The sequence below is a fragment of the Stenotrophomonas sp. 85239_Sma genome (assembly GCF_056481725.1).
Genome location: NZ_CM151163.1, coordinates 2,297,969 through 2,320,909, shown reverse-complemented (window position 1 = coordinate 2,320,909; position 22,941 = coordinate 2,297,969). Strand labels below are relative to the sequence as shown.

Annotated in this window: 20 protein-coding genes and 1 pseudogene; 11 read left to right on the top strand and 10 right to left on the bottom strand. The window is 61.9% G+C overall.

The features are described from left to right. The first annotated feature begins 262 nt into the window (after positions 1-262). From paoA to ACYKG1_RS10910, 5 genes are read left to right on the top strand one after another with little or no spacing between them, the layout of a single operon-like run. Positions 263-910, top strand: a complete 648-nt coding sequence (paoA, locus tag ACYKG1_RS10930; protein ID WP_106468041.1) for an aldehyde dehydrogenase iron-sulfur subunit PaoA — start codon at positions 263-265, stop codon at positions 908-910. Then, the gene (locus tag ACYKG1_RS10925; protein ID WP_478472677.1) at positions 907-1,857 is read left to right on the top strand and encodes an FAD binding domain-containing protein; all 951 of its coding nucleotides are present in this window, start codon (positions 907-909) and stop codon (positions 1,855-1,857) included. Before paoA ends, ACYKG1_RS10925 begins: the two co-directional genes overlap by 4 nt. Then, a complete protein-coding gene (paoC, locus tag ACYKG1_RS10920; protein WP_478472675.1) occupies positions 1,857-4,061 on the top strand; it encodes an aldehyde oxidoreductase molybdenum-binding subunit PaoC in 2,205 nt (734 codons plus the stop codon). The genes ACYKG1_RS10925 and paoC overlap by 1 nt, the downstream gene beginning before the upstream one ends. Positions 4,062-4,070: 9 nt before the next feature. After that, positions 4,071-5,132: an XdhC family protein gene (locus ACYKG1_RS10915; RefSeq protein ID WP_478472674.1), complete on the top strand. Its 1,062-nt coding sequence runs from the start codon at positions 4,071-4,073 to the stop codon at positions 5,130-5,132. Further along, positions 5,108-5,734, top strand: a complete 627-nt coding sequence (locus ACYKG1_RS10910) for a nucleotidyltransferase family protein (protein WP_478472672.1) — start codon at positions 5,108-5,110, stop codon at positions 5,732-5,734. Before ACYKG1_RS10915 ends, ACYKG1_RS10910 begins: the two co-directional genes overlap by 25 nt. 90 nt (positions 5,735-5,824) lie before the next feature. Here ACYKG1_RS10910 and ACYKG1_RS10905 read toward each other — a convergent pair whose 3' ends face one another. The 3 genes from ACYKG1_RS10905 to ACYKG1_RS10895 all read right to left on the bottom strand — a co-directional run bounded on the left by ACYKG1_RS10905 (position 5,825) and on the right by ACYKG1_RS10895 (position 7,863). After that, on the bottom strand, positions 5,825-6,295 hold the full coding sequence (locus tag ACYKG1_RS10905; protein WP_478472670.1) for a hypothetical protein: 471 nt from the start codon (positions 6,293-6,295) through the stop codon (positions 5,825-5,827). Beyond that, positions 6,296-6,652, bottom strand: a complete 357-nt coding sequence (locus tag ACYKG1_RS10900) for a hypothetical protein (protein WP_478472668.1) — start codon at positions 6,650-6,652, stop codon at positions 6,296-6,298. A gap of 455 nt (positions 6,653-7,107) precedes the next feature. Further along, positions 7,108-7,863 (bottom strand): tetratricopeptide repeat protein, encoded by a 756-nt coding sequence (locus tag ACYKG1_RS10895; RefSeq protein ID WP_478472667.1) that lies wholly within the window; start codon positions 7,861-7,863, stop codon positions 7,108-7,110. A gap of 165 nt (positions 7,864-8,028) precedes the next feature. Here ACYKG1_RS10895 and ACYKG1_RS10890 point away from each other — a divergent pair, with 165 nt between their 5' ends. Both ACYKG1_RS10890 and ACYKG1_RS10885 read left to right on the top strand, forming a co-directional pair. Then, positions 8,029-8,739, top strand: coding sequence for a hypothetical protein (locus ACYKG1_RS10890; RefSeq protein WP_478472666.1), 711 nt, complete (start codon positions 8,029-8,031; stop codon positions 8,737-8,739). A gap of 91 nt (positions 8,740-8,830) precedes the next feature. Then, positions 8,831-8,881 carry an SEC-C metal-binding domain-containing protein gene (locus ACYKG1_RS10885; RefSeq protein WP_088100322.1) on the top strand — a complete coding sequence of 17 codons (51 nt, stop codon included), beginning with the start codon at positions 8,831-8,833 and terminating at the stop codon, positions 8,879-8,881. A gap of 34 nt (positions 8,882-8,915) precedes the next feature. Here the strand turns inward: ACYKG1_RS10885 and ACYKG1_RS10880 are convergent. Then, positions 8,916-9,242: pseudogene (locus ACYKG1_RS10880) on the bottom strand (transposase); the annotation flags it as partial. Between the two features lie 36 nt (positions 9,243-9,278). On the opposite strand from ACYKG1_RS10880, the gene ACYKG1_RS10875 reads away from it, so the two are divergent. After that, the gene (locus tag ACYKG1_RS10875; RefSeq protein ID WP_478472664.1) at positions 9,279-9,560 is read left to right on the top strand and encodes a hypothetical protein; all 282 of its coding nucleotides are present in this window, start codon (positions 9,279-9,281) and stop codon (positions 9,558-9,560) included. Between the two features lie 127 nt (positions 9,561-9,687). Further along, on the top strand, positions 9,688-10,125 hold the full coding sequence (locus tag ACYKG1_RS10870) for a hypothetical protein (RefSeq protein WP_478472662.1): 438 nt from the start codon (positions 9,688-9,690) through the stop codon (positions 10,123-10,125). Between the two features lie 299 nt (positions 10,126-10,424). Here ACYKG1_RS10870 and ACYKG1_RS10865 read toward each other — a convergent pair whose 3' ends face one another. Then, positions 10,425-11,255 (bottom strand): hypothetical protein, encoded by an 831-nt coding sequence (locus ACYKG1_RS10865; RefSeq protein WP_478472660.1) that lies wholly within the window; start codon positions 11,253-11,255, stop codon positions 10,425-10,427. Positions 11,256-11,446: 191 nt separating this feature from the next. Here ACYKG1_RS10865 and ACYKG1_RS10860 point away from each other — a divergent pair, with 191 nt between their 5' ends. Continuing rightward, positions 11,447-12,568, top strand: coding sequence for a PIN domain-containing protein (locus tag ACYKG1_RS10860; RefSeq protein WP_478472658.1), 1,122 nt, complete (start codon positions 11,447-11,449; stop codon positions 12,566-12,568). A 674-nt stretch (positions 12,569-13,242) separates the two neighbouring features. Here the strand turns inward: ACYKG1_RS10860 and ACYKG1_RS10855 are convergent. From ACYKG1_RS10855 to ACYKG1_RS10835, 5 genes are all read right to left on the bottom strand, one after another. Then, a complete protein-coding gene (locus ACYKG1_RS10855) occupies positions 13,243-14,334 on the bottom strand; it encodes a hypothetical protein (protein ID WP_478472657.1) in 1,092 nt (363 codons plus the stop codon). Between the two features lie 220 nt (positions 14,335-14,554). After that, positions 14,555-16,015: a UvrD-helicase domain-containing protein gene (locus ACYKG1_RS10850; protein WP_478472734.1), complete on the bottom strand. Its 1,461-nt coding sequence runs from the start codon at positions 16,013-16,015 to the stop codon at positions 14,555-14,557. Between the two features lie 166 nt (positions 16,016-16,181). Continuing rightward, a complete protein-coding gene (locus tag ACYKG1_RS10845) occupies positions 16,182-19,175 on the bottom strand; it encodes a Tn3 family transposase (protein WP_043033507.1) in 2,994 nt (997 codons plus the stop codon). 24 nt (positions 19,176-19,199) lie between these two features. Continuing rightward, positions 19,200-20,471 carry a site-specific integrase gene (locus tag ACYKG1_RS10840; RefSeq protein WP_005413373.1) on the bottom strand — a complete coding sequence of 424 codons (1,272 nt, stop codon included), beginning with the start codon at positions 20,469-20,471 and terminating at the stop codon, positions 19,200-19,202. Then, the gene (locus ACYKG1_RS10835) at positions 20,468-20,881 is read right to left on the bottom strand and encodes a MerR family transcriptional regulator (protein WP_012480230.1); all 414 of its coding nucleotides are present in this window, start codon (positions 20,879-20,881) and stop codon (positions 20,468-20,470) included. The genes ACYKG1_RS10840 and ACYKG1_RS10835 overlap by 4 nt, the downstream gene beginning before the upstream one ends. A gap of 90 nt (positions 20,882-20,971) precedes the next feature. Between ACYKG1_RS10835 and ACYKG1_RS10830 the strand changes: the two genes are divergently transcribed. Beyond that, complete coding sequence (locus ACYKG1_RS10830) at positions 20,972-22,930, top strand: cytochrome c/FTR1 family iron permease (RefSeq protein WP_043033508.1); 1,959 nt, start codon at positions 20,972-20,974, stop codon at positions 22,928-22,930. The last annotated feature ends 11 nt before the right edge of the window (positions 22,931-22,941 follow it).

Sequence of the window (22,941 nt, the reverse complement as noted above, 5' to 3'; positions counted from 1 at the left end):
GCCCACGGCGCGCCGTGGGCCTATCTGGGCGGCTTTACCTGGGCATCAATACGCTGTCCACCAGGCGCACGTTTGCCAGAGGCGGCGTTGAAGATGAGCGGCCAGTAGGCTCGGCCGACGATGCCGGCACACCCTGGACAGGCTTCACAGATCTGTACTACCCAGCCGGGCATAGTGCCCCTTGGGTAGTCTGAGCGCGTCCATCCAGCCACGGGGTTTCCCCGAACGCCAGGAGGTCACTGTGCCAAGTTGGGACGAAGGAATGAAGTTGACGCGTCGCCAGGTGATCGCCGGCGGCGCCACGACCGTGGCGATGTCCGCCGCACCGGGGGCGTCATCGCTCGCCGCCGAACTGGCGGCGTCCCCGCCGCCCAGGCCGCCGGTCATCAGCACGGTGGCGTTGACCGTCAACGGCGCGCGCCGGGAGCTTGAGCTCGACACGCGGACCACGCTGCTCGACGCCCTGCGCGAACATCTGAAGCTGACCGGGACCAAGAAGGGCTGCGACCACGGTCAATGCGGGGCCTGTACCGTGCTGGTCAACGGTGAGCGCATCAATGCCTGCCTCAGCCTGGCAGTGCAGCACCAGGGCGATGCCATCACCACCATCGAAGGCCTCGGAACCCCTGATGACCTGCATCCGATGCAGGCCGCCTTCATCAAGCATGACGGCTACCAGTGCGGGTACTGCACGCCGGGGCAGATCTGCTCGGCGGTGGCGGTGCTGGATGAGATCAAGCGGGGTGTCCCCAGCCATGTGCAGGCGGACGTCAGCGCACGGCCCCGGGCCACCAACATGGAAATGCGCGAACGCATGAGCGGCAACCTCTGCCGCTGCGGGGCCTATTCCAACATTGCCGAGGCGATGGAAGAGGTCGCTGGCGTGACCTCTGCAGGGAGGCGCTCATGAGGGCCTTCAGTTACGAACGCGCGAAATCCCCGGCCGAGGCCGCCAGGGCCGTCGCCGGCACCGAGGGCGCGAAGTTCCTGGCGGGAGGAACCAATCTGCTCGACCTGATGAAGCTGGAGGTCGAGACGCCCGCGCACCTGGTCGACGTGCAGGACATCGGCCTGGACAGGATCGAACCCACCGACGACGGCGGCCTGCGCATCGGCGCGCTGGTCAGCAATACCGCGCTGGCCTCGCATGAGCGCGTGCGCCGCGACTATGCGGTGTTGACCCGCGCGATCGTGGCAGGCGCGTCCGGGCAGCTGCGCAACAAGGCCACCACCGGCGGCAACCTGCTGCAGCGCACCCGCTGTCCGTACTTCTACGACCCCCATCTGCCCTGCAACAAGCGCCTGCCCGGATCAGGCTGCGGCGCGCTCGAAGGGTTTTCCCGGCAGATGGGCGTGATCGGTACCTCGGACAGCTGCATCGCGACCTATCCGGGCGACATGGCGGTGGCCCTGCGGGTGCTGGACGCCACGGTCCAGACCGTCAAGGGTGACGGCAGCACGCGCAGCATCCCGATTGCCGATTTCCATCGTTCCCCGGGCGACAAGCCACAGCAGGACAATGTGCTGCAGCGCGGTGAGCTGATCACCCACGTCACGCTGCCGGAACCGCTGGGCGGCCGGCACGTGTACCACAAGGTACGTGACCGCGCGTCCTATGCGTTCGCACTGGTGTCGGTCGCCGCGGTCGTGCAGCGTGACGGCTCGGCGCGGTTCGCCTTCGGTGGGGTCGCGCCGAAGCCGTGGCGCATCGAGGCAGCCGAACCCCTGCTGCGCGACGGCGTGAAGGCCGCGACCCAACAGGTGTTCGCCGGTGCCCGTCCAACGCGGGAGAACGCGTTCAAGATCGCGCTCGCCGAGCGCACCCTCGCCGCCGTGCTGGCCGAAGGAGAGCGCTGATGGCCCTTGAATTCAACGCCCCCGCCGGTGACAACCTGTTCGACAAGGCCAAGGTGGTCGGCAAGTCGACGCCACGCATCGACGGCCCCCGCAAGACCACCGGCACCGCCCCCTATGCCTACGAGCGCCATGACGTGGCGCCGAACCAGGTCTACGGCTACATCGTCGGCGCGGGCATCGGCAAGGGGCGCATCATTTCGATGGATGCCTCCCGCGCACGTGCCGCTCCCGGCGTGCTGGCGGTCATCACCGCACCGGAAACCAAGCCAGTCGGCAAATCGAACTGGAACAACGCGCCGCTGTTCGGCGGGTCCGAGGTCGCCCATTACCACCAGGCCATCGCCTGCGTGGTGGCCGAGACCTTCGAGCAGGCCCGCGCCGCTGCGGCGTTGATCCGCACCCGCTATGAGCGCGGCAAGGGGCGCTTCGATTTCCCGGCGCTGGCGCCGTCCGCGCCGCTGGCAAAGGGGCGCGACGGCAAGCCCGACCGGCAGGCGCTGGGCGATTTCGACAGCGCCTATGCAGGCGCCGCGCTCAAGCTCGACGAGACGTACCACACCTCCGACGAAAGTCATTCGATGATGGAGCCGCACGCCACCATCGCCGCCTGGGAGGGCGACACGCTCACGCTGTGGACCTCGAACCAGATGATCGACTGGGCCAGGCAGGGCATGGCCGCGATCCTCGGTATCGATGCTGGCAAGGTGCGCGTGGACTCGCCCTATATCGGCGGCGGCTTCGGCGGCAAGCTATTCATCCGCGCCGATGCAGTGCTGGCCGCGCTGGCGGCCAAGCAGGTCGGGCGGCCGGTGAAGATCGCGCTGCAACGCCCGTTGATGCCCAACAACACCACGCACCGGCACGCGACCATCCAACGCGTCCGGATCGGTTGCGCGAAAGACGGCCGTATCTCCGCCATCGCCCATGAGAACTGGTCGGGCAACATCAACGGCGAGGACGGCGAGAACGGCACCCTGCAGACGCCCAAGCTCTATGCAGGCGCCAACCGCCTGGTCGCCAACTACATCGCCACGCTCGACATGCCCGAAGGCAATGCGATGCGCGCGCCGGGCGAAGCACCGGGCCACATGGCGCTGGAAGTGGCGATGGACGAAATGGCCGAGAAGCTGGGCCTCGACCCGATCGCGTTCCGCATCCTCAACGAGCCCGAGGTCGTGCCCGGCGATCCGTCCAAGAAGTTCTCCGACCGCAACCTGGTGCGCTGCCTGCGCGAGGGCGCGGAACGCTTCAACTGGAACAAGCGCAGCGCCAAGCCGGCGCAGGTACGGGACGGGCACTGGCTGGTCGGCATGGGCGTATCCGCGGGCTATCGCGGTGCACCGACGATGAAGTCGGCGGCGCGGGTCCGGCTTGACGGCCAGGGTGGGGTGATCGTGGAAACCGACATGACCGACATCGGCACCGGCTCCTACACCATCATCGCGCAGACGGCGGCCGAGACCATGGGCGTGCCGCTGGACCGGGTCCAGGTCACCCTCGGCGACTCCCGCCATCCGGCCTCCGCCGGTTCCGGCGGCCAGTGGGGCGCGGCAAGCTCCACCGCAGGCGTGTACGCGGCGTGCGTCAGCCTGCGCCGCAAGGTGGGCGAGAAACTGGGCTTCGACGGCGACACCGCAAACTTCGCCAATGGCCACATCCAAGCGGGTGGGCGGACCATCGACCTGGCCGAAGCAGGCACACTTTCGGCAGAGGACGGCATTGCCTTCGGCAAGTTCAAGCAGGGGTACGACGTCGGCACCTATGCAGCGCATTTCTGCGAGGTCGCCGTGCATGCCTACACCGGAGAGACGCGCATCCGCAGGATGCTTGCCGTATGCGATGGCGGCCGGATCCTCAATCCGCTGTCCGCACGCAGTCAGGTCATCGGCGGGATGGTGATGGGTGCGGGCGCGACCCTGATGGAGGAACTGGTGGTCGACAAGCGGCTTGGCTTGTTCATCAACCACGACCTTGCGGGCTACGAGGTTCCCGTGCACGCCGACATTCCGTACCAGGAAGTGGTCTTCCTCGACACGCTGGATCCGGTGATCTCGCCGATGAAAGCCAAGGGCGTGGGTGAGCTGGGCATCTGTGGGGTCGGCGCCGCGATCGCCAATGCGGTCTACAACGCCACCGGTGTGCGCGTGCGCAACTATCCCATCACCCTGGACAAGCTGTTGCCCGGCTTGCCCGATGTGGGCTGACCCTTGCGCATGGACCGACCCGTGGCCTCACCCGCCCTGGAGGCCTCTGCGGAAGAGGGAGTGGACCCCAGGGATGCTGCCGGGCACCTGTCCGCAGCGCCGGGCTTCCTCGCCGAAGGCAACCCGCGCGGCGTGCTCGAGACGGCCTTGACGCGCGTGCGCGCGGGCGAGCAGGCCGTGCTCGCGCTGGTGCTGGAAACCGATGGCTCCACCTACGCCGGTGCCGGCGACATGGTGCTGTTCTGCAACGGCAGCCAGGTCGGCTGGCTGAGCGGCGGATGCCTGGAGCCCGAGCTCGCGCGACGCGCGGAGCAGGTGAGCGCGGCAGGGCAGGTCGACTGGATCGAGATCGACACCCGCAGTGACGACGACCTGTTGAGTGGGTCCGCGCTCGGGTGCCGCGGCCGGCTTCGGATTGCGCTTCTGCCATTGCGTGCCATGACCGGCGTCGACGCCGTGATCGAGGCATGGCTCCGCGAGGGCGTGTCACTCCAGCGCGAGCTTCGCGCATCGGGGCAGATCGTTTTCCGCACCGGCCATCGCGAGCAGGCATGGCAGCTGAACCCGATGGACGGGGCGCAGCCCTTTGGAGAAGCAGCGTGGCGTTTGCCCTTGCCCCGGCTTCCACGGGCCCTGGTGTTGGGCGGCGGTCCCGAAACGCCCTTCCTGGTTCCGTTGCTGCGGGGACTGGGATGGCGGGTCAGCGTAGCCGAACGACGAGCGCGCTGGTCCTCAGCGGGGCAGGGCGCGGATGCACAGCTCCAGGTGAGCCCGGCCGAGGCCCTCCATGCCGACCCGTGCGACGCGGTGCTGGTGATGCACCACGACTTCGAGCTGGACCGCGAGGCGCTGGTGGCCCTGGCCGATACCGAGGTTGCCTTCATTGGGCTGCTGGGCCCCCGGCGAAGGCGCGAGGACCTGTTCAAGCTGCTGACACCGGATCAGCGCCACCGCCTGTCTTCCAGACTTCGATCGCCCATCGGCCTGAACATCGGCGGGCGGGGACCGGAGGCAATCTCGCTCAGCATTGCCGCGCAGCTGCAGCAATGGCGAAGCACCGCCGGCAGGTGACGGCAGCGCATGCGGTCGTCGTGCTTGCGGCGGGCGGGAGCACCCGGCTTGGCCAGCCCAAGCAGCTTCTGACCCGGCAGGGCGAGACCCTTGTACATCGCGTAGTGCGGTTGGCCTTGGAGCTCGCGCCATCGCAGGTGTTGGTGGTGGTGGGCGGGAGCGCACAGGCCGTGACATCCAGCATTGCCGGGCTGGATGCCACCCCGGTAACCAACCACCACTGGGAAAGCGGCCTGGCCAGCAGCCTGCAGGTTGCAGGCACACACCTGCTGCCCGCGGTGGCCGCCGTGATGGTCGTGGCATGCGACCAGCCCGCGATCGAGCACGCCCATCTGCATGCGTTGCTTTCGGGTGCCCGCGCCTCGGCATCCGGGTGCGCGGGCACTTGTCACGGAAACGCGCTTGGCATTCCTGCCGTAGTGCCGCGTGCATGGTTCAACGCTGCGGGTGCAACCGCTGACCGCGGCTTCGGAGCGCGCTTGAGGCAGCTTCCCATCGACGCCGTGCATGCCCTTCAAGCGCCGGAGCTGGGCCTGGACATCGACACGCCAGAAGATCTCGCGCGTGCGCGCCTTGCGGGCTGGATCGATGCCGAGCGGTGAGTCGCGTGATCACTGGACCAATGCCCGTCGCGCAGGTGACTAGCCCTGAACCCTCGTAGCCGCGGCTCTCTAGAGTCGAGCCAGGCTCGACTACGGCATGCCACATCGCACCCCCTCATGCACCTCGCCCGCGAACATCTGCAGCACCCGATCCAACAGAACAGGTTCCGGCACGCCTGCCAGTACCTGCTCCAAATGGCCCAACGGCTGCAGCTGCCATTGAAGCAACGCACGAAGCTGCAGAACGGCGGGCGCCCGCTGCTCCGCGTCCAGCGAGACCTGCAACAGCAAATATTGCGAGCGCCTTTCCAACCACAGTACCGGTATACCTCGGCAATGAACCTGGAACTCGGCATCTCGATGCCGCTCGACGAACTGGAAGCCCTGTCGTGGCCGAGACTCCACGAACTGGATCGCCTGGCGGCGTAGTTGTGAGAATCGATCGTCGTTGATGCTTTGGAACCCGACAGGCGAAGGCACCGGTGGCGCCGGCCACTGCGCCTGTGCCGCAACCACCGCGACGAGACAGAGCGCGGTGGCCGCCCAGCGATGCCGCGTCACTCAGCCGTCCGGGCGTACCCGTGTGCTGGCGTGCGCCACGAGGCCCAGCCCGGCCATGATCAGGCCTTCCATGACGCGCGGGCCGACGTATTGCTCCAACTCTCCGTTTTCGCGGGCGCGCTGCGCGGCCAACAGGATTTCCAGCACCACGCGAAGGCCGGCTAGCGAGCAATCGGTGTCCGCCAGGGCGATGCGTCGGCCCGGCATTTGGTGGCGCTCTGGCCAGGGCAGGCCATCGGAGGCGGCACCCGAGCCGATGCTGTGCAGCAGGGCGATGAGCGTGTTCGGATCCAGCGCGGGACCGTTGGCGAGCGCGTCGTGGATCGGATGCGGGGCAGGGGAGTGGGGCTGGGTCATGGCTGGGCTCCTTGCGTGCATGCAGAAGCCGCCACCGATAAAGGTGGCGGACGGTGCGAGGTTCGAAACCCGGTGTTCGCTAAACCGGCAGGCACAAGGCCTCCACGCACCGCCCGCCATAGCCGGCCGACGGATTGCCAGCCGGCACCACACAGGGTGATGCCGGCTGGCAAGCGTTTACTTCAGCGAACTACCGGGGTTTCGAATCCCGGCCACCTGTATTCGGTGGCACGGAGAGAAATACGCCCGGCTGTGCGCGATGCCAATGCAGTAAGGCCGATGCCGTCACCACATTCAACATTTTCAGAATCTTTGCATACGGCTCAATGAGGCCGGAGCCTTGCGCCGCAAGGCTGTTGTCGATGTCGGCGGTGCAAGCCTGACAAGTGTCGGCATCCGCCCGGTGGAGCCGTGAGCGAGGCGGATGCGACAGGATTGCCAAAGGCCGCCAGGCGTCAGTAGCCCTTCAACGCGGCCTTGGTCCGCTCCAGCCATGCGGCATTGTGGCTGCGCGCGTGGCGCGACCAGTGCTGGGCATCGTCAATGATGCTGGCGAACAGGCTACGGGCCTGCTCACGGTCGGCGGGCTGCGGCTGTGCCATCAGCCACTCGGCGTACAGGCAGCGGGCGGCCGCATCGTTTCCGCACTCCACAGCACGCTCGAACGCGGCGCGGGCGTCGGGCGACTGGGTGGCTGCCAATGCCTGCGCATAGAGCAGGGTCTGTTCTGGCTTGCGGCGCACATCCGGATGGCGGGCGAACAGGCCGTCGAGCGCTTCGACTGCAAGCGCGGCGTGCCCGGATTCGAGGCGGGCACGGGCTAGGCCGGTAAGGATGTAGGGATCGTCGCCCAGTGGCGAGCTTGCCGCCTGCTCAAGCAGGGTTCTGGCTTCCTCTGCCTGGCCAGCATCCAGTAGCGTCATGCCCAGGCGAACCCGATTCTGCACGGTGGGCGTGCGCGCCAGCTCGGCGCGGGCGTTGCGCAGGTCCTGGCCCGGGTCCATGAGCTGCTTGGCAGAACGGACGACCTGCCGGGCGCCGCGCGAGTGACGGGCTTCCGGGAGGTAGATCGCCAGGAAGTAGACGACGCTGCCGAGCAGCGGGAACGAGAAGAGCAGGATGAGCCAGTAGAGGCTCTGGCCCGAGCGGATGGCGTGCACCGCGAAGTAGATGGCCGCCAGTACGTGGAGTCCGATTCCGATATAGGGCATTTGTACCGCCTCGTCCTTGTGAGGGGTGGAACTATAGTGGGGGAGGGGTGGGGCGCCAATGGGCGGGGTGATTGGGCGTGACGCGTCACGTTAATGGGGTGAGTTCTGCAGGGCGGAGCGCTGCATGCCACTATGTGGCGGGGTTGCCTTGATGGAAGGGGATACATGGAGCGTACGAAAAAGACACTGACGATGGCTGATGTTGCCGGATGGGGTTCGGCACTTGTCACGTTCGGTTTGATTCAAGGAGCCTTCTATCTGAAGGCGTATTGGGGCCACTTCGGCCTGGACCCATTTCAGTTTGTTGCGGTGAGCGAGCTTGCGCTGGCAGGGCTTGCAGGGATGGGCATGGTGTTATTTCTCATACTGCTGGCCTCGCTGTTAGGCGGCTGGGTGGAAATGAAGGTCACGAGCGGCAGCTCCAAAAGCAAGCTGTTCGCATGGCTGTTTCCAGTGCTTTTCTTCACTGCCCTAGGGCTGCTGCTTTGGTGGTCGAACACGTGGCCTCTTCTGATAGGGATTCTTCTGACGGTCATCTGTGCGTTGATCGTGCATCTTTCGCCGGTGGTGCCCACCGCAGTGAAAGATTCCCCATGGCTGATCTACGCCTTGGTGATGCTGGTCTACGTCTCGATAGCTTCAAGCATGCTTGGCTCCCAGCGTGCCGAGAAGATTTCCTATGGCGGCGGCAAGCACGTGACGGCTGTGACTGTTGATGGAAAGGTGCAGGGCGACCTAAGCCTGATTGGTCGTCTTGGTGACAGCTATGCACTGTGGGACCCGGCGCGGAAGGCTACAGTGCTTGTGCCTGTTGGCGATGTTGGGAGGTTGGAGATTCTGCGAAAGAGTGTGATTCCTGTTTCGGCAGCCCCATAGGGCTGGATCTCGGCGAGCGCCAAGCTGAAAGTGGCAGTGCACTTCAGTACGGGGAGTAGCGATAAGGGATGTTTATCGAGGGTAGGGACGGCTGTGTCCGTGCGGCAGTGGAGCAAAATTCAAAAGGTGTTATGGCCGTTAAGAGCGCGCCAGGACTGTTGATCGAGACCATTCCGCCGAATCGGAAACTCATCGCGGCAACGTTCGGTCACCTGGTACCTCATGATTCCTTTGGAAAGAGCGTCGCCGCTTCTCGCAAAAACTCCGCTCCTTCTAACCGACCGCAACTCACGCTTAAGGTGAGCCAGCTCCTCGTCCCGTGGCGTCCCGCTGCCGCCGAAAGCTGCAGCTCCCGGGTTCTGTGCTTCCCGCTTCCAGCGGGTCAGCAGGGTGTCCCGAAGTCCCAGCTCCCGCGTCACCTGGGCACAACTGACACCGGGCTGGCTTGCCTGCTCAACCGCACCACTCTTGAACTCGGCACTGAACTTCCTACGCTTTGACATGAACACTCCTCATGGCCTAGTTCGGGCTTCTTGTAAGTGTCCGTGAAAACGGGGGCGGGAGCCTCAGAACTTACGTCGCGCCTTGAGCCAACACTTCTTGAGGCGTGGGTATTGGTAGAAGAGGCCGCGGCCAAATCCGGCTTCGTCCCAGGCGCTAGCGTGCCGCGCGCAAATCCATCTCTCTTCTTGGATGAGCTGGCTTGTTTGGGTAAACTCGCACAGGGCAGCGCTGCGCTGATCGAGCAGCTGAGCAATTTGCGCAACCAAGCGAAACATCTTCTGGATTTCAGCATCACGCAAGAAGAAGCAGACAGATAGTAGTTGGAGCTGGCAGCAAAGGCTTCCGAGCTGTTACTAAGCATCGAGCAATATCGACAGTTCGTCCAGGCAGATACCGCTTCCCGGCGCGACTTGACTCAGTTGTTAGACATAACAAGGAGGTCACATGACATTTCGAGAAGATCGCGAGTCTCTCATTGATCTGATGGAGAGCATCTATTACTGGGTCGGAGATTCGCACAACGACCATCAGTTTTCCCCTCGGGCCGACTGGCTGACGATACGACCGTTCAGATTTGTCAGAACCCAAGCAGCTAACGCATGGATGGAATTCCAAGAGACAAATCCTCTTGAGCGTTTCATCGGCGCCCTGCGTGAAACCCGTGAAGAGGCGCTGATCCAGGTCGGGCTTTGGGGCGAACAGCTGAGATACAAACTTGATCTGCTGCGGTATCTTGCAGTCCGCGCCTTGGGTGGAAAGCGTCGCGCCATGGAAAAATTTACAGAATTGCTAGAGGTGCTTTTGGACAGCCTGCTGGAGCTCCTCGGATTTGGTGAGCCTATCAAAGAGCTCGTCGGAGCCCTGAAGTCCCAGGCAAGATGATGCCTACCAATCTCATTCAAGCTGACGCCGCTTCGCGGCGCGGCTTGAATTAGCCGTTGAACGGCCGCCCCTGGCCGGAAGCGGCATCCCACAAGGGCAGGGGATTAGGAAGATTAATCGGGGGTAGGGCCCAGCACTACAACTCCCAACTCAGTTTCACCAGCAGCTGTTCGGCATCACGCAGCCCAGTCGCATCGGCCAGGATTTCCATGTCCACGATGGCTTCTGGGTGGATGAGCCCATGGACTTGCTGGACGACTGGTAACGTGCTTTTTCCTTCTGCGCCGACTGCTGTGATCTTAGCCGATGCAAGTTCGGATCCGGCTGCTCGACACCGTGCAATTGATATCGAAACCCGGCAGCTCGCTACGAATCTTTGCTTCTTCGCCATCGGGCGCGAAGGGACCTACCACAACATCGTCAACGGCGACTGCCCAGTTGAATGGAACCTTTGCAAAACGATCCACCAGACGAACATTGGCCGTTGACCAAGCTTCGCTTGAATGGTTGTAGATCAGTCTGACCTCATCTTCGCTCGAAAGATTCTTGTCTAGACGAAGGAAGGAGGCCGCAATTCCTTGTCCAAGGCTGTCGAGATGTTTCTCCCAGTTTGGGTCGGAAAAGTACGCCTCAATCTCGGCATCCGTCGCGTACTGCATCTTGCCGATGCAGTGTTGCAGCATATAGAACCTGTTGCCTCTGCTCATCGCCGCGTCCAGCAGTTTTCGTGGCGTTGACTGCACACGCACGGAAGGCTTGCGACGGGAGAAAATTGCCCATTCCGCTTGCGTGTCGAGTGCAGTGGATGACCAGCATGACCCATAGGCTCTGGCGACCACCCCATTGAGCGTTAGTACGTCACCGGCGACATCCGTGAACGTTCGATCGAGCAGTGGATTTTCCGAGGAATCACCCCAGTTTGACTTGTCGATTCTGGTGTAGGTAAGGCGCTTTTCGCTTAGATCCTCACGAAAATACTGAAGCTCTATGATGCGATACACAGGGGTATCCAAGCCTACCTCAAACACATTTCTCTGAATGTAGAGGTTACGCATTTCTTCGTCGGGAGCGCCGCGGCAATCTGCCTGGACGATTGCCCCAGCGATTTCCGCATTGAAACGCAGGCTCATATTCTTCTCTCGCAATTGGAATAGTCGCAGACAACCGGAGCTGCCTTGCGTGGATTGCCCGATCGACGCGCGCTAAATCTTGGCGTGCACAACGCGCGGCAGGCTGATCGGGTCGCGTCAGGGGCCCCGCCGGGTAGTACGCCCCAAGGCTTCGTATTATTATAGGCCGCCTACATTCGGAAGTCGCTCCCGTGCCACTCAAAGTTGTGCTCGATACCAATGTCTACAGCAGTGATAAGTTCCGGCTAGGGCAGGATTTCAAGACCCTCGGGGGTTTGTGTCAGAACGGACACGTCGAGGTGATGCTGCCCTATATCGTGAAGCGCGAATTTGAGACGCAGCTTGATACAAATGCCGCCGAAATCATGGCGGGCTTCGAGAAGTTCAGCAAAAGGACGGTCGGCGGCCCCATTCCTGCTGATCTCCGTACGGAGCTCGATGCTCTGATCGCAAAGTTCAAAGCGCGAAAGCAAGAAATCGTTCAATCCCACCGTGTGCACTTTGATGCCTGGCGGCACGATCATGCCGTGCACGACCTCGCGTTTGATGGCGTGCATGCTGCGGCAGCAATGGAGAACTACTTCACTGCGGGTCCGCCTTTCCAGTTGGCGAAGAATCGCGAGGACATTCCAGACGCCATGATCTACCAGGACATCCTCAAGGTTGCGGCGGATGGTCCTGTCGTCGTCGTATGCAAGGATAAGAAGCTGACGAAGGCTGTTGTCAACATCGCGAACGTTACTCACTACCCAGATCTGAATGGATTCATTGCCTCAGCTGAGGTCCAAGCCATCATTGCTCAGCAAGAGGCGGCGAACAATGCCGCCAATCTACTGCAGCGTCTGAAAGACTTTACTGCCATCGTGCCGAATTTGCTCACCGAATTTGTTTCCGACCACGGCGGGGAGCAATTGGCAGGCACCCGGTTCAGTTCACGCAGCATTCCCGGTGATGATCGCGAGGCCTACATCTATATGTTTGGCAGTCTGTACGACATCGAGTTTGATTGGGGCGGCGCCACTTATCACGGCGACTTGGTCTTTGTTGTGCCCTTCGGTGCGGAAGGGATCTTCAACATCAACTACTTCGTACCCAAGTGGGACGTGCACGAGATCGAGAGCCGCGGGGGCAGCTACCGCTACCACAACGACTATGTAGTTGAAGCGGACGAGGAGGCCGAACTGTGGGTGACTGGAATGCTACGCATCAAGGTTTCTGACAGGTACACGCCAGAAGATGATCTTGAGGACGTCATCGAGGAGATGAGTATCGATTCAGTGGATGAGCCGTGTCTTGTCGAAGACCAAGACTAACATCTCACACCTAAGCGCCGCAGCGCCCCAGTCCTTTTATGAACTCGCCCACGTCACAGCTCACGCTCCAGAGGAGGCGCCGTCGGATTATGGGCTGCTTCGCCAGCCTGGAAATATCCGAGCGCCCGCACGACCGAGCGATGCTCGGTCGTGCGGGCAGGGCAATCCCTTGCCGCCCGCCCTCGTTGATGAAACCCGAGCGCAGGCCGTGCCCACAAAAATCCCCAGAAGTTCCGCTTGCACCGCTCGCCACTGCACGATCGCGCCCACGTCCAGGGCCTTGGGCGCCAGGGCCGGACCGACGCGATCACCCCAAGGGCGACGGAAGAGGTGGGACGTCGGAGCGTTATCGGAAGGGAAAGGGTTAGAATTGATTTATCGCGAGTAGGGGAGGGCAGCGTCCGATCTTGGATTCAGCCGATCGACGTAACGACCAAGACAAGAAAGAATGCGCACTTTCAGCAGAATAAGATCGCCTGAACCTCCGCGCTAGGCAGGAAGTGCGGCATCCACATCATTAAATTTGGCCGATTTTGGTCGGATCGCTTCCAAGTGGGATGTGAGCGGACGTCCCCTAATGGCGATTGACCCCGCGGCGATTGGCCACCGACCGAAAGCGCCCACTCCTGACGTCACGTACCAATCGCGCGGCCTTGGCCATAGGTCTCCTGTCCCTATCTATTGAAGCTTTCGAATGCTTCCTTCATGAGAAGCTGCATGACTGCTTCCGGAGCAACCAGTTTTGACATATTGAGCCTCGCCACGAGAGGTAAATTGCCACCTTGGAATGCTACTCCGCGTCCATCGTGCGTGACCTGAATTGCGGAGGTCCCCTCGAAAAGACTCAGCGGGAGAGGGTTGGTGGCGTTTGGGTTATGAAATACAAACAAGCCATCAAAGTGGTCCTCTGGACTATCAGCAGAGACTATCTGGATTTTAAACTTCGGATGCTCATTATCCTCTCTTACCAGGAACACTGAGTTTGTTGGGTGCGCGATATCGTTCTTTGAAATTGCCAGCGACGTCAATTTGCCTAGTGTCACAGTGCAGGAAAAAACTACGGCTGACACGCAGCGCATATCTTCATCGTCAAATATTCTGATCGGGATGCTCGAATCGGTCCCTGGCTTTACGATTTCACCCCGCTCCCGGTAAGTCTTTATTTCGCTGTCAAAGTACATTCCATAGAGAAGCGCCAGCATTGGGTAGTGGTACTCTTTCCCATACCTGACTTGCGCGTAGGAGGAAATCGCAATTACATATGGTGCGCCTGGCTTAACCCAATCCAGGCCCGAGTACTCATTGATGTACTTTCTCTTTTTTGTGCTTATAGAGTTCGAATATCTGGTGATGGCCTCCCGCATAATTTCATCGTGATCGGGATCCTCCCATGGTGCCGTCACCATGCTATAAATGTCATCGAGGTTCCGGCTGGACTCCGCGCGCCCATCCTTTTTGATTTCTGAAACAACAGCTTCCACGTAAAATTCGCAGGGTTCGGTTACAACGAAGTCCGGGCGATTTTTTGTCCAGTCCACTTTCAAATTTAGGCTCTTAAGTGCCTGGAATAGATAGAGTTCCCAGAGGGTCGAGTGGAATGTGGTTTGGAATTCGATACGCATCTTGTTGTCGCGATCTTCGAATCCGTCAGCCCATTCTTGAAGTACCTGCCTCTCTCTACCGAGGAGGATTTCATTTTTCAGCAGAAGGAACTTGTCATGGAGCTTCCTATTTCCAAGTCCTTTGTGGGTTTCGAATATGTCCATAACGATTTTTATTCTTTGGGTTGTTGGTTGACTGGTGACGTGCGAAAAATTGTAGTACCGAAATTCAATCGGTTGAACTCAAGGCCGAAAGCGTGCCGGGAAAGAAAGATTTATCGGGGGTAGGGCGATTGAGCTCCGACCCAGAGCAGACTTTCGTTGGCCGCTGAGCACCCCGTCTCTCGCGCGCTTGGTTTCATACCGAGCAGGAGCGCAGCTCTGATCAGGCAACGGCCATAGCAGCGTCGAGGACCGCCGACTCGGCCAATGCAGTGGCTGCAGCTGCTAGTTGCGCTGGCTCTGACTCCGTAAAACCGCACGCTTTCAGCTTCTCGACGGTCTCATCGGACGTTCCCGAGGGAATGGCAACCACGAGCAAATCACGACCTCGTGTAACTGCCACGAAGCCGATGCGGCCCTCCTCATCGCCAGTGCCCCCCACAAGTGCGTCCAAGTCACCCTTGTTGGTCAGGTATATGACTGCTGGGATGCCTTCACCCTTCGCAGAGTGAACCGTCCCACGTCGGAGGGCCAGCCAATCGTGTTGGTCAATGTCAACGCCGATGAGCGGCCCCGACTTGGGAAGTTCCGCGGCAGTCACCCGACTGTTCCAAGTCAGTTCACGCTTGAATGCGGTCTTCAGCTCAACCAGCGTCAGCCACTCATTTAGGTTTGCCTTCAGGCTGGTCAGCCAGGACGTTCTGGCTGCGAGCGTTGCAAGGGGAATGCCAGTTGCGGGCGTCCTAATGAGAGACCATATGAGACGACGCATCGCCTTCACATCGGCGCCGCCGCGCATGTTCTTGAGATCGGAAATGAAGCTATCTGGGAGGCCTGCCACAATGGCATGCACGCCTTTTGCGCAGTGGTCAAAAACCGTCGAGATGTCAGTGGCTTGCTCACGCTCAATGGCTGCGGCCGCAAAGTGCTTGACCGCCGACCGGCCAATCTTGGCTGTTTCAGTCGAAAGTTTTGTAAGCATGCTACTGCCGCGGCATAGGATGGCAGCGTCGCCGATGCCGTAGCCAGCAGCATTCATGGCCGACACGCACGACGACATAAACTCCGGGAGAGTCTTCAGGTCGTAACGCCAGAAGTACGCCCCGCTCAGTCGCGCGGGTGGTGTCCGAAAATGGCTCGAACGCGTCCCAGCGAGCAAATCTGCAGCCTTTACTATGGATTCCACCGAACGACGGTTCTGCGTGATCGGTAGCCTGAGGACATCCGTCCTGCCAGTAAACTCGCGGAGATACTCACCTGATGCGAAGTTAAATCCGTAGATGCTCTGATGAAAATCGCCAACGAGAGAGACGACGCTTCCCGCACTACTCAGTCTCTCGAGCAATGCACCTTCAAACGGTCCGATGTCTTGAGCCTCATCCACCAGGATGTGAGGAAACCTTCGGGCGAGCGCCTTGGTGATCTGAGGCTCTTTCTTAAGGAGGACCAGAGCCCAGACGCGCCCAGATCCGTACGTGTAGGCACCTTTCATCGCTAGCGCCGCGACCTTTTGCTTAGCGGCCTTGGCAAGGGCGCCGTCGAGGCGCTGGGCGCCGCCATTCTTGAATTTACGGTGGACTACGACATCTTCGTTATCCAGGTCGAACGCAAGCTCATCAAGTCCGATTGGGTTCTTCGGGTCACCGAAGCGGTAGTTGGAGAGAAAGGGCTCGGTGCCGAGCACCAAGTACGGGGTCCGATGGCAATTCATAACGCGAGACCCGTGAGGGCGCAAGATGAAGTTGGTGAGGAAGAGGGTCGGCAGGGAATCATTACGTACAGGGCCAAAAGCTGCCTAAGCGACTGAATTTCAAAGTTGATTGCTCGTCTCTCGATCAGGTTCTCCCCATCTATGGGGTCTGTTCAAGCACCTTGGCTGTGTAGCTCAGCGGCGCCACTTCCCTTTCAAGATCCAGGTGGTAGTCGCCGAAGCGATTGATGTGGCTGGTCCGATAAGGCGACAGGCCGGCCAGGATCTCGGGCGTCAGTTCAATCCCCTCCTTCCTCATCTCGGCCAAGGTCCGGCTCATGCCTTCCACGTTGTGGAGGATGATCATGTTGGCCACCAGCTGGCTGTACTTGATGATCTTGCGCTGCTCGTGTTGGACGTTCTCAGCAATGATCCCCTGGCTGCCAAAGAACACCCATTTCACGAAGCCATTGTATTCCTCGCTCTTGTTGGTGGCAGCATGGATCGTTTTGCGGATCTCATTGTCATCAATGTAGCGCAGCAAGAACAGCGTTCGAACGGCCTTGCCAAGTTCCCGGAAGGCGAAGTACAGCTTGTTCTTCCGGCTGTAGGTGCCCAGCCGGCGCAGGATCGAGGACGCGGTGATCTTGCCCAATCGGATTGAGATCACCACCCGCAGCATGTCGTGGAGATGGGTGGCGATCAGTTGCCAGTCGATGCTGTCCCCGAACAGTGCCTGGATGTTCTTATAAGCCCTACCCGGTTCGGGCCGAAAGAATGTCAGGTCCTTGATGTTCCGGATCCGGGGCATCAGCTGGATGCCCAGCATGTGGGCCAGGCCGAAGACCGGATAGCTTTGGGCCTGCGTGTCGCCATGGACGATCTCAGGCTGGATGTCGGAAGTGTTGGCCAACAGACCGTCGAGGATGTAGATGCCCTCGTGCACGCCACAGGGAATGAAGTGGCTGAACGGCGCTACGTATTTGTCGGACACGTGGCAGTAGCCGATGCCACCGTAGCCGCCGTAGCGGATGTGATACTCCGACAGCAGGTTGTCCTCGTAGACGCTCCACTTCGTGCCATCAGCTGATGCGCTCTTGCCGCTGCCCCAATAGCCAGGCAGGTCGAATCTGTTGTAGGTATTGATGACCTCCACGATGGCCTTCTCAAGCACATCCTCGGTCACGTATTTCAGGTTGAGCCAAGCGACTTGGCGCCGGCTGAAGCCCTTGATCGACCGCGCCGTCTGCGTCGGCCCCAGGTTGCAGCCATAGCAGAATAGCGTGGTGATCACACGTCGGGGCAGATCTTCGACCTGGCTCTCGGTGCCGGCGATCGGGCGGAAGAAACGGTGCAGATCCAGCCATTGGCTGGCATCGATCAGGACATCGACGATGCTGGATTCTGGAAGCCGTTCGGCGATGAGGCGATCCACCGTGGTAATCGCGCTGGAGACTTCGGCGCGTTGCCCCTTCCGCAGCACCAGGCGCCCATCCAGGATGTCCGCATGTACGTTCTCCGGGAAACGCGCGTCGACCTCATCGGCCAGGGAGGTCAGTTGTGCACGTAATCCCGCCACGAAAGACTCGGCGTCGGTGGGCAGGCCTGACACCTGGCCGTAGGCTTCCAGTTCCTGGGCCAAGGTGGCTTCATCGACCAGCTGCTCACGGTAGTCATCAAACCGTTCGCTGCTGGGAATGAAGAGATCTCCGGACTTCAGTTCGTCCTTGACCTGCACCAGCACGGCCAGCTCGAAGTACTTACGGTGCATCCAGCCGGCGCCGGCTGCACTGGCCCGCTTGCCGAACACGTGCTGACACCAGAGCTTGGACATCCAGTCAAAGTCCTTTTCCGGGTCCAAACCGAGGGAGGCGACCTCGATCAGCTCACGGCGCTGGTTGCGCAGCGAGAGCACCGCTGCGATCAGCGGCTCCATGCCGGCGTCGTGGCTGGTCGCCCGAAGTTTCATCAGCTCCAGCCCATTGAACAGCAGCGGCCTGACCGCGCCATAGGGCTGCAGCATGAAAGGCAGGTAGTTCTTCCCGGCGTAGGCCATATGTTCTTCGCATTCGGCCAGCAAGGTCGACACTTCCGCTTCCAGGCTGTTGTCGATGGCATCCACGCGCTGACTATCGCTGCCGTCTAGCTGATAGGCCTGCAGGATTTCCTTGAGCTGGCCGATGAGGAAGTCGGCCCGTTTGGCATGTTCGAGCTGGTAGGCCAGCAATTTCTGCTGGGCCGTGTTCTCCAGCCCGCGCACCTGCTTGATGAACAACTCGGCTGCATCATCCAGTGTCTTGGCATGCTGGGCGCGAATGAAGATGGTGGCCAGCGCATAGCGCTTGTCCGGAGCCAGTTCGGCCAGCTCGCTGGCGTCATAGGCCCGAGCCATTGCACGGAACTGCTTGAGCTTGGGCACCGGCACATCGATGGGAGGCAGCTGGTCGGCCAACTGCTGCAGCATGCGGATGTGCTGCAGGTAGAACCGAACTTCCTTGTTGGTGGGCCGGCCGGGCTCGCGCTTGAGTGATTGCCAGCCGGTGAACCTGGACCCTTCCGGTGCGCGCAGCAGTTCGTCGATGAGCGTGCGCGTGGCAGGCGTCAGCGCGTGGCTGATGCTGCGGTAGTAGCCCAGATTGACCCGCTCACGGGCGCCGATGGCGGCCAGCTCCAGAGTGCGGAAACCGGGCAGTTCGTAGCGATGGTGCACCAGCTCTTCGAGCAGGACGTTCACGATGTCCGGGATGGTGTGCTTGGTCTGGGCTGCTCCGGTGGCCACTGTGTCCAGCCAAGCCAAGCCCGATTTATCCAGGGGACGTACCCCGATGAATTGCCGAAGCTGCGGCATATGCCGGCGCTGGCTGCCGGAAGCGTCGTAGCGTTCGAGCTGGTCGGTGTCCAATACGCGCCCGAGTCGGGCGGCCTTGGCGATGTGCTTCCGGATCCGCTCGGGTACGTCGGCCAACAGCGTGAAGTAGCCCAAGCGTTGGAAGAGCTTGAGATGAATCAGTACCGCCAGCTGCGGACCCGGCTGGGTGGTCAGCTGCTTGGCGAATGCAATCTCAGCGGCGGTCGGGGTATAGATCTCCTCCAGTTCCTTGGCGGTGGGATCAGGCTTCAGTCGCGGGTAGGCGGTCTCGTGAAGGGTAGCCATTGGATCCGGAGGGTGTGAGGGGGATCAGTCCCAGTGCCGGCCGTCGTCTGTACTGAGCGACGCTTCCAGGAAGCACTGGTGCGTATCGGCCATGCGGTGCATGTCATCGAGCAACGTGGCCAGGATTTCATCCAGATCCCTTTCGGGATCGGTGGGAGCAGTCAACTGGTACTCGCTGCTGGCGGTGTTCAGGCGCACAGCCTGGAACGGGGCCAAGCAGATCTCTTCAATTCGGCCTCGGGCCTTGGCCGCGCCGCGGCCCGTGCGGGCAAACGGGGTCAGCACCATGCGCAGGCGCAGCTGCAGGGCCGATTTGCCCTCCGGCGCCGGCAGTGCCATCGCCGGTACCGGCACGGTTGGACTGGGCAGGCTTGCTTCAATGCGGTCCCGGGCAAACGGGTCACGCCCGTCCAGGTAACGCATGGCCGACTGCACATCGCGCCAGCCCACGTACTCCATCAAGGCCTTCATGTCCCAGCCTTGGTCGTTGGCCCAGCTGGCAAAGCCGCGGCGCAACGAATGGCTGCTGTGGAGCCCCGCATCGGCAAAGCCTGCACTGGTCAGCAACTCGCGCAGCAGGCGCACCAAGCTGTTGGGATGCAGGCCTTCGGCGCTCACCTGGCCCCATTGGTTGACTGCCCGAAACACCGGCCCTTCTTGCAGGTCGGCCGCCTGCAGCCACGCCTGGGTCGCCTCCACCGGACATAACCGCGACAGCGCCGGCACCTTGTAGGTGACGCCGGCTGCTTGGCGATCACCCTTGCTGCGTGGCAAGAAGCAGGTCATCCCCTGTCCCGGCACCAGCGTGAGATGGGCCACGTCCAGACGCAGCAGTTCATCGCCACGGAATCCCCGCCAGAACCCGAGCAGCACCAGCGCTCGGTCTCGTTGATGGCGCAGCGCCGCCGGCCCATCGCCCCGGGCATGTGCCGCAGCGATCGCCGCGGCCAGCCAGTCATCGAGCTCGACCAGCCGCCGAATCTGGAGCGGCGCGGCTTGCTTGACCTGGCCCGGGTGCAGGGTCTGGATGCCTTTGAGCACCTTGCGCACCAGCGGCGATCGGGTCGGGTCGACAAAGCCGTGGTCGCGGTGCCAAGAGGCGATGGCCGCCAGACGTTGGCGGAGGGTACTGGTCGCCAAGGTCTGCGCATAAGCGGCCAGGTACCGGGCCACGCTGTCAGGTGTCGCTGGGAGGTGGCCTTGCCATTCAACCTCGAAGTGCCGCAGCGCCGACGCATAGCTGCGCACCGTGTTCTGGCGCGTGGCCGCATCGAGGTAGCGGTCCAGTTCGGTCACTGGCGCGTGGCCTCCACCGAGGTCGTCTGGCGCAGCGTCGACAGGATGGTGCATTCCGCCCGCTGCCCGCCATGGCAACTGGCAATCACCCGTTCCAGCTCGCTGGCCATGCGCTGCAGGTCGGCCATGCGGGCGCGCACGTCGGCCAGATGGCTGCGGGCCAACCGGTCCACGTCCCCGCACGAAAGCTCCTCATCGCCGGCCAGCTGCAGCAGGCTGCGGACCTCCTCCAGGCTGAAGCCCAGGTCCCGGCCACGCGCAATGAAGCGCAGCCGCTCGATGTCGGCCGGGCCATAGACCCGGTAGCCGTTGCCCGTGCGCCCCGGGCGCGGCAGCAACCCGATCCGCTCGTAATAGCGAATCGTCTCCAAGTGGCATCCGCTGGCGTCGGCAGCCTCACTGATTTTCATTCGTAGTACGCTTGACTCCGTAGTAGCTACGGACTTTACGCTGAACCCGTATCCGCCGCCACTCCGGCCGCGGCGCTGCATGTGACGACCATGCCACTGCCCATCGCCTTGATTCGCTACTGCCTGATTGCCTTGCTGATCGGCTGGGTTCTGCCCGCTTCTGCTCAGGCGGAGCCTGCCGCAGCAGACCTGCGCCAAACCTGGCAGATGCTCGATTACATCGCGGTCGACTACCCCGGCGCGGTCCAGGCCGGTCGCGTAATTGCCCCCAACGAATACGCCGAAATGAGCGAGTTTGCCGGCGCCGTGCGCAGTCAGCTGGCAGCATTGCCCAGTGGCCAGAACCAGCAGGAGCTGACGGCCCAGGCCGACCGCCTGGTCCAGGCGGTGGCAGAGAAGGCCGACCCGGCGCAAGTGGCAACGTTGGCGCGCGGGCTCGGCACGACGCTGTTGGCCCGCTACCCGATCGGCGCTGTTCCGGCGAGCGCGCCGAAGACCTCCCAGGCCGCGTCCATCTACAGCCAGCAGTGCGCGGCCTGTCACGGCCCCACAGGTCACGGTGATGGCCCCGCCGCGCAAGCGTTAAGTCCGCCGCCGATCGCGTTCACCGATGCCACTCGCGCCGCGCAGCGAACGCCGCTGTCGTTGTACGAGGTCATTTCCCAGGGTGTGCCGGGTACCGGCATGGTCAGCTTCTCTGGGCTGTCAGAAAGTGATCGCTGGGCGTTGGCATTCTATGTGGGCAGCTTGGGGTACTCCTCGCAAGCCAAGGCTCAAGGTGAGGCGTTATGGCGCACCAGTGCCGAGGCCCATACGCACATTCCCTCGCTCGAAGCGCTGACACGCACGCGAGAGGCCGATCTTGCCACCACGATGCCCGCCGATCAGGCAAACGCGATCATCGCCTACCTGCGTTCGCAGCCACAGGTAGTAAACGAAGCGGTACCAGGAGCCGATCGCTTTGCGGTGGCGCGGCAGCGACTGGCCGCCAGCCAGCGCGCTTACGCTGATGAGGACCTGGCTCAAGCCAAAAAGCTTGCGCTCTCGTCCTATCTGGATGGTGTAGAGCCGCTTGAACCCACGCTGGCCACGCGCAATCCGTCATTGCTGCGAGAGATCGAGACGGCCATGGCAGGCTACCGCGCGCAGCTGGATCAGCATGCGCCCGCGGCTGACGTTGCCGGGCAGGCAGCGCAAATTGCCCAGCTGTTTGATCGCGCGGACGTGGCGCTGCAGGACACCCGAATAGGCGCCAGCACCGCGTTTCTAGGCAGCTTTACCATCTTGGTACGCGAAGGACTGGAAGCGCTGCTGATCGTGATTGGTATCGTGGCGTTCTTGCGTAAAGCCGAGCGGTCTGATGTGTTGCCGTATGTGCATGCGGGTTGGATCTGCGCGTTGTTGGCAGGCGCAGCTACCTGGGCGGTGGCCACTTACTTTGTTGATATCAGCGGTGCGAACCGGGAAGTCACTGAGGGCGTCTCGGCCTTGTTCGCTGCCGCTGTCCTGCTCAGCGTAGGCATCTGGATGCACCAAAAGAGCCTTGCAGGGCGGTGGCAGGAGTACCTGCACGCCAAGCTGACGACTGCGCTGACACGGCGCTCGGCTGTTTTCCTGTTCATGCTGGCCTTTGTCGCGGTGTACCGCGAGGTGTTTGAGACGATCTTGTTCTACATCGCGATGTGGAGCGATCAGGCGTCCACCGCCATCCTCGCAGGCCTGGCGGCGGGAATCGCGGTGTTGGCTGCGGTGGCGTACTGGATGCTGCGCATGAGCAGGCGGCTGCCGATTGGCCGGTTCTTTTCGATCAGCTCGATTCTCATCGCGGTGATGGCGGTCATCCTGATCGGTAAAGGCGTGGCCGCGTTGCAGGAAGCGGGCTGGATCTCTCAAACACCGCTCGCGTTGCCGCGCATCGAGTGGATCGGCCTGTATCCCACCTGGCAGTCGCTGCTGGCGCAGGTATTGGTAGGCACCGCCGCCATCGTGGGGTTCCTCGCCAATGCCCGTTCCGGTGTGCGTAGACAGCCAGGCGCAAACAAGCAATGAAACAACACAGC

Bases quoted from the DNA above. Each gene is read 5' to 3' on its own strand.
- ACYKG1_RS10870 (WP_478472662.1), top strand. From the start codon at position 9,688: ATGACATTTCGAGAAGATCGCGAGTCTCTCATTGATCTGATGGAGAGC.
- paoA (WP_106468041.1), top strand. From the start codon at position 263: ATGAAGTTGACGCGTCGCCAGGTGATCGCCGGCGGCGCCACGACCGTG.
- ACYKG1_RS10835 (WP_012480230.1), bottom strand. From the start codon at position 20,881: ATGAAAATCAGTGAGGCTGCCGACGCCAGCGGATGCCACTTGGAGACG.
- ACYKG1_RS10855 (WP_478472657.1), bottom strand. From the start codon at position 14,334: ATGGACATATTCGAAACCCACAAAGGACTTGGAAATAGGAAGCTCCAT.
- ACYKG1_RS10915 (WP_478472674.1), top strand. From the start codon at position 4,071: ATGGACCGACCCGTGGCCTCACCCGCCCTGGAGGCCTCTGCGGAAGAG.
- ACYKG1_RS10925 (WP_478472677.1), top strand. From the start codon at position 907: ATGAGGGCCTTCAGTTACGAACGCGCGAAATCCCCGGCCGAGGCCGCC.
- ACYKG1_RS10845 (WP_043033507.1), bottom strand. From the start codon at position 19,175: ATGGCTACCCTTCACGAGACCGCCTACCCGCGACTGAAGCCTGATCCC.
- ACYKG1_RS10830 (WP_043033508.1), top strand. From the start codon at position 20,972: ATGCCACTGCCCATCGCCTTGATTCGCTACTGCCTGATTGCCTTGCTG.
- ACYKG1_RS10895 (WP_478472667.1), bottom strand. From the start codon at position 7,863: ATGCCCTATATCGGAATCGGACTCCACGTACTGGCGGCCATCTACTTC.
- ACYKG1_RS10900 (WP_478472668.1), bottom strand. From the start codon at position 6,652: ATGACCCAGCCCCACTCCCCTGCCCCGCATCCGATCCACGACGCGCTC.
- ACYKG1_RS10865 (WP_478472660.1), bottom strand. From the start codon at position 11,255: ATGAGCCTGCGTTTCAATGCGGAAATCGCTGGGGCAATCGTCCAGGCA.
- paoC (WP_478472675.1), top strand. From the start codon at position 1,857: ATGGCCCTTGAATTCAACGCCCCCGCCGGTGACAACCTGTTCGACAAG.
- ACYKG1_RS10890 (WP_478472666.1), top strand. From the start codon at position 8,029: ATGGAGCGTACGAAAAAGACACTGACGATGGCTGATGTTGCCGGATGG.
- ACYKG1_RS10910 (WP_478472672.1), top strand. From the start codon at position 5,108: ATGGCGAAGCACCGCCGGCAGGTGACGGCAGCGCATGCGGTCGTCGTG.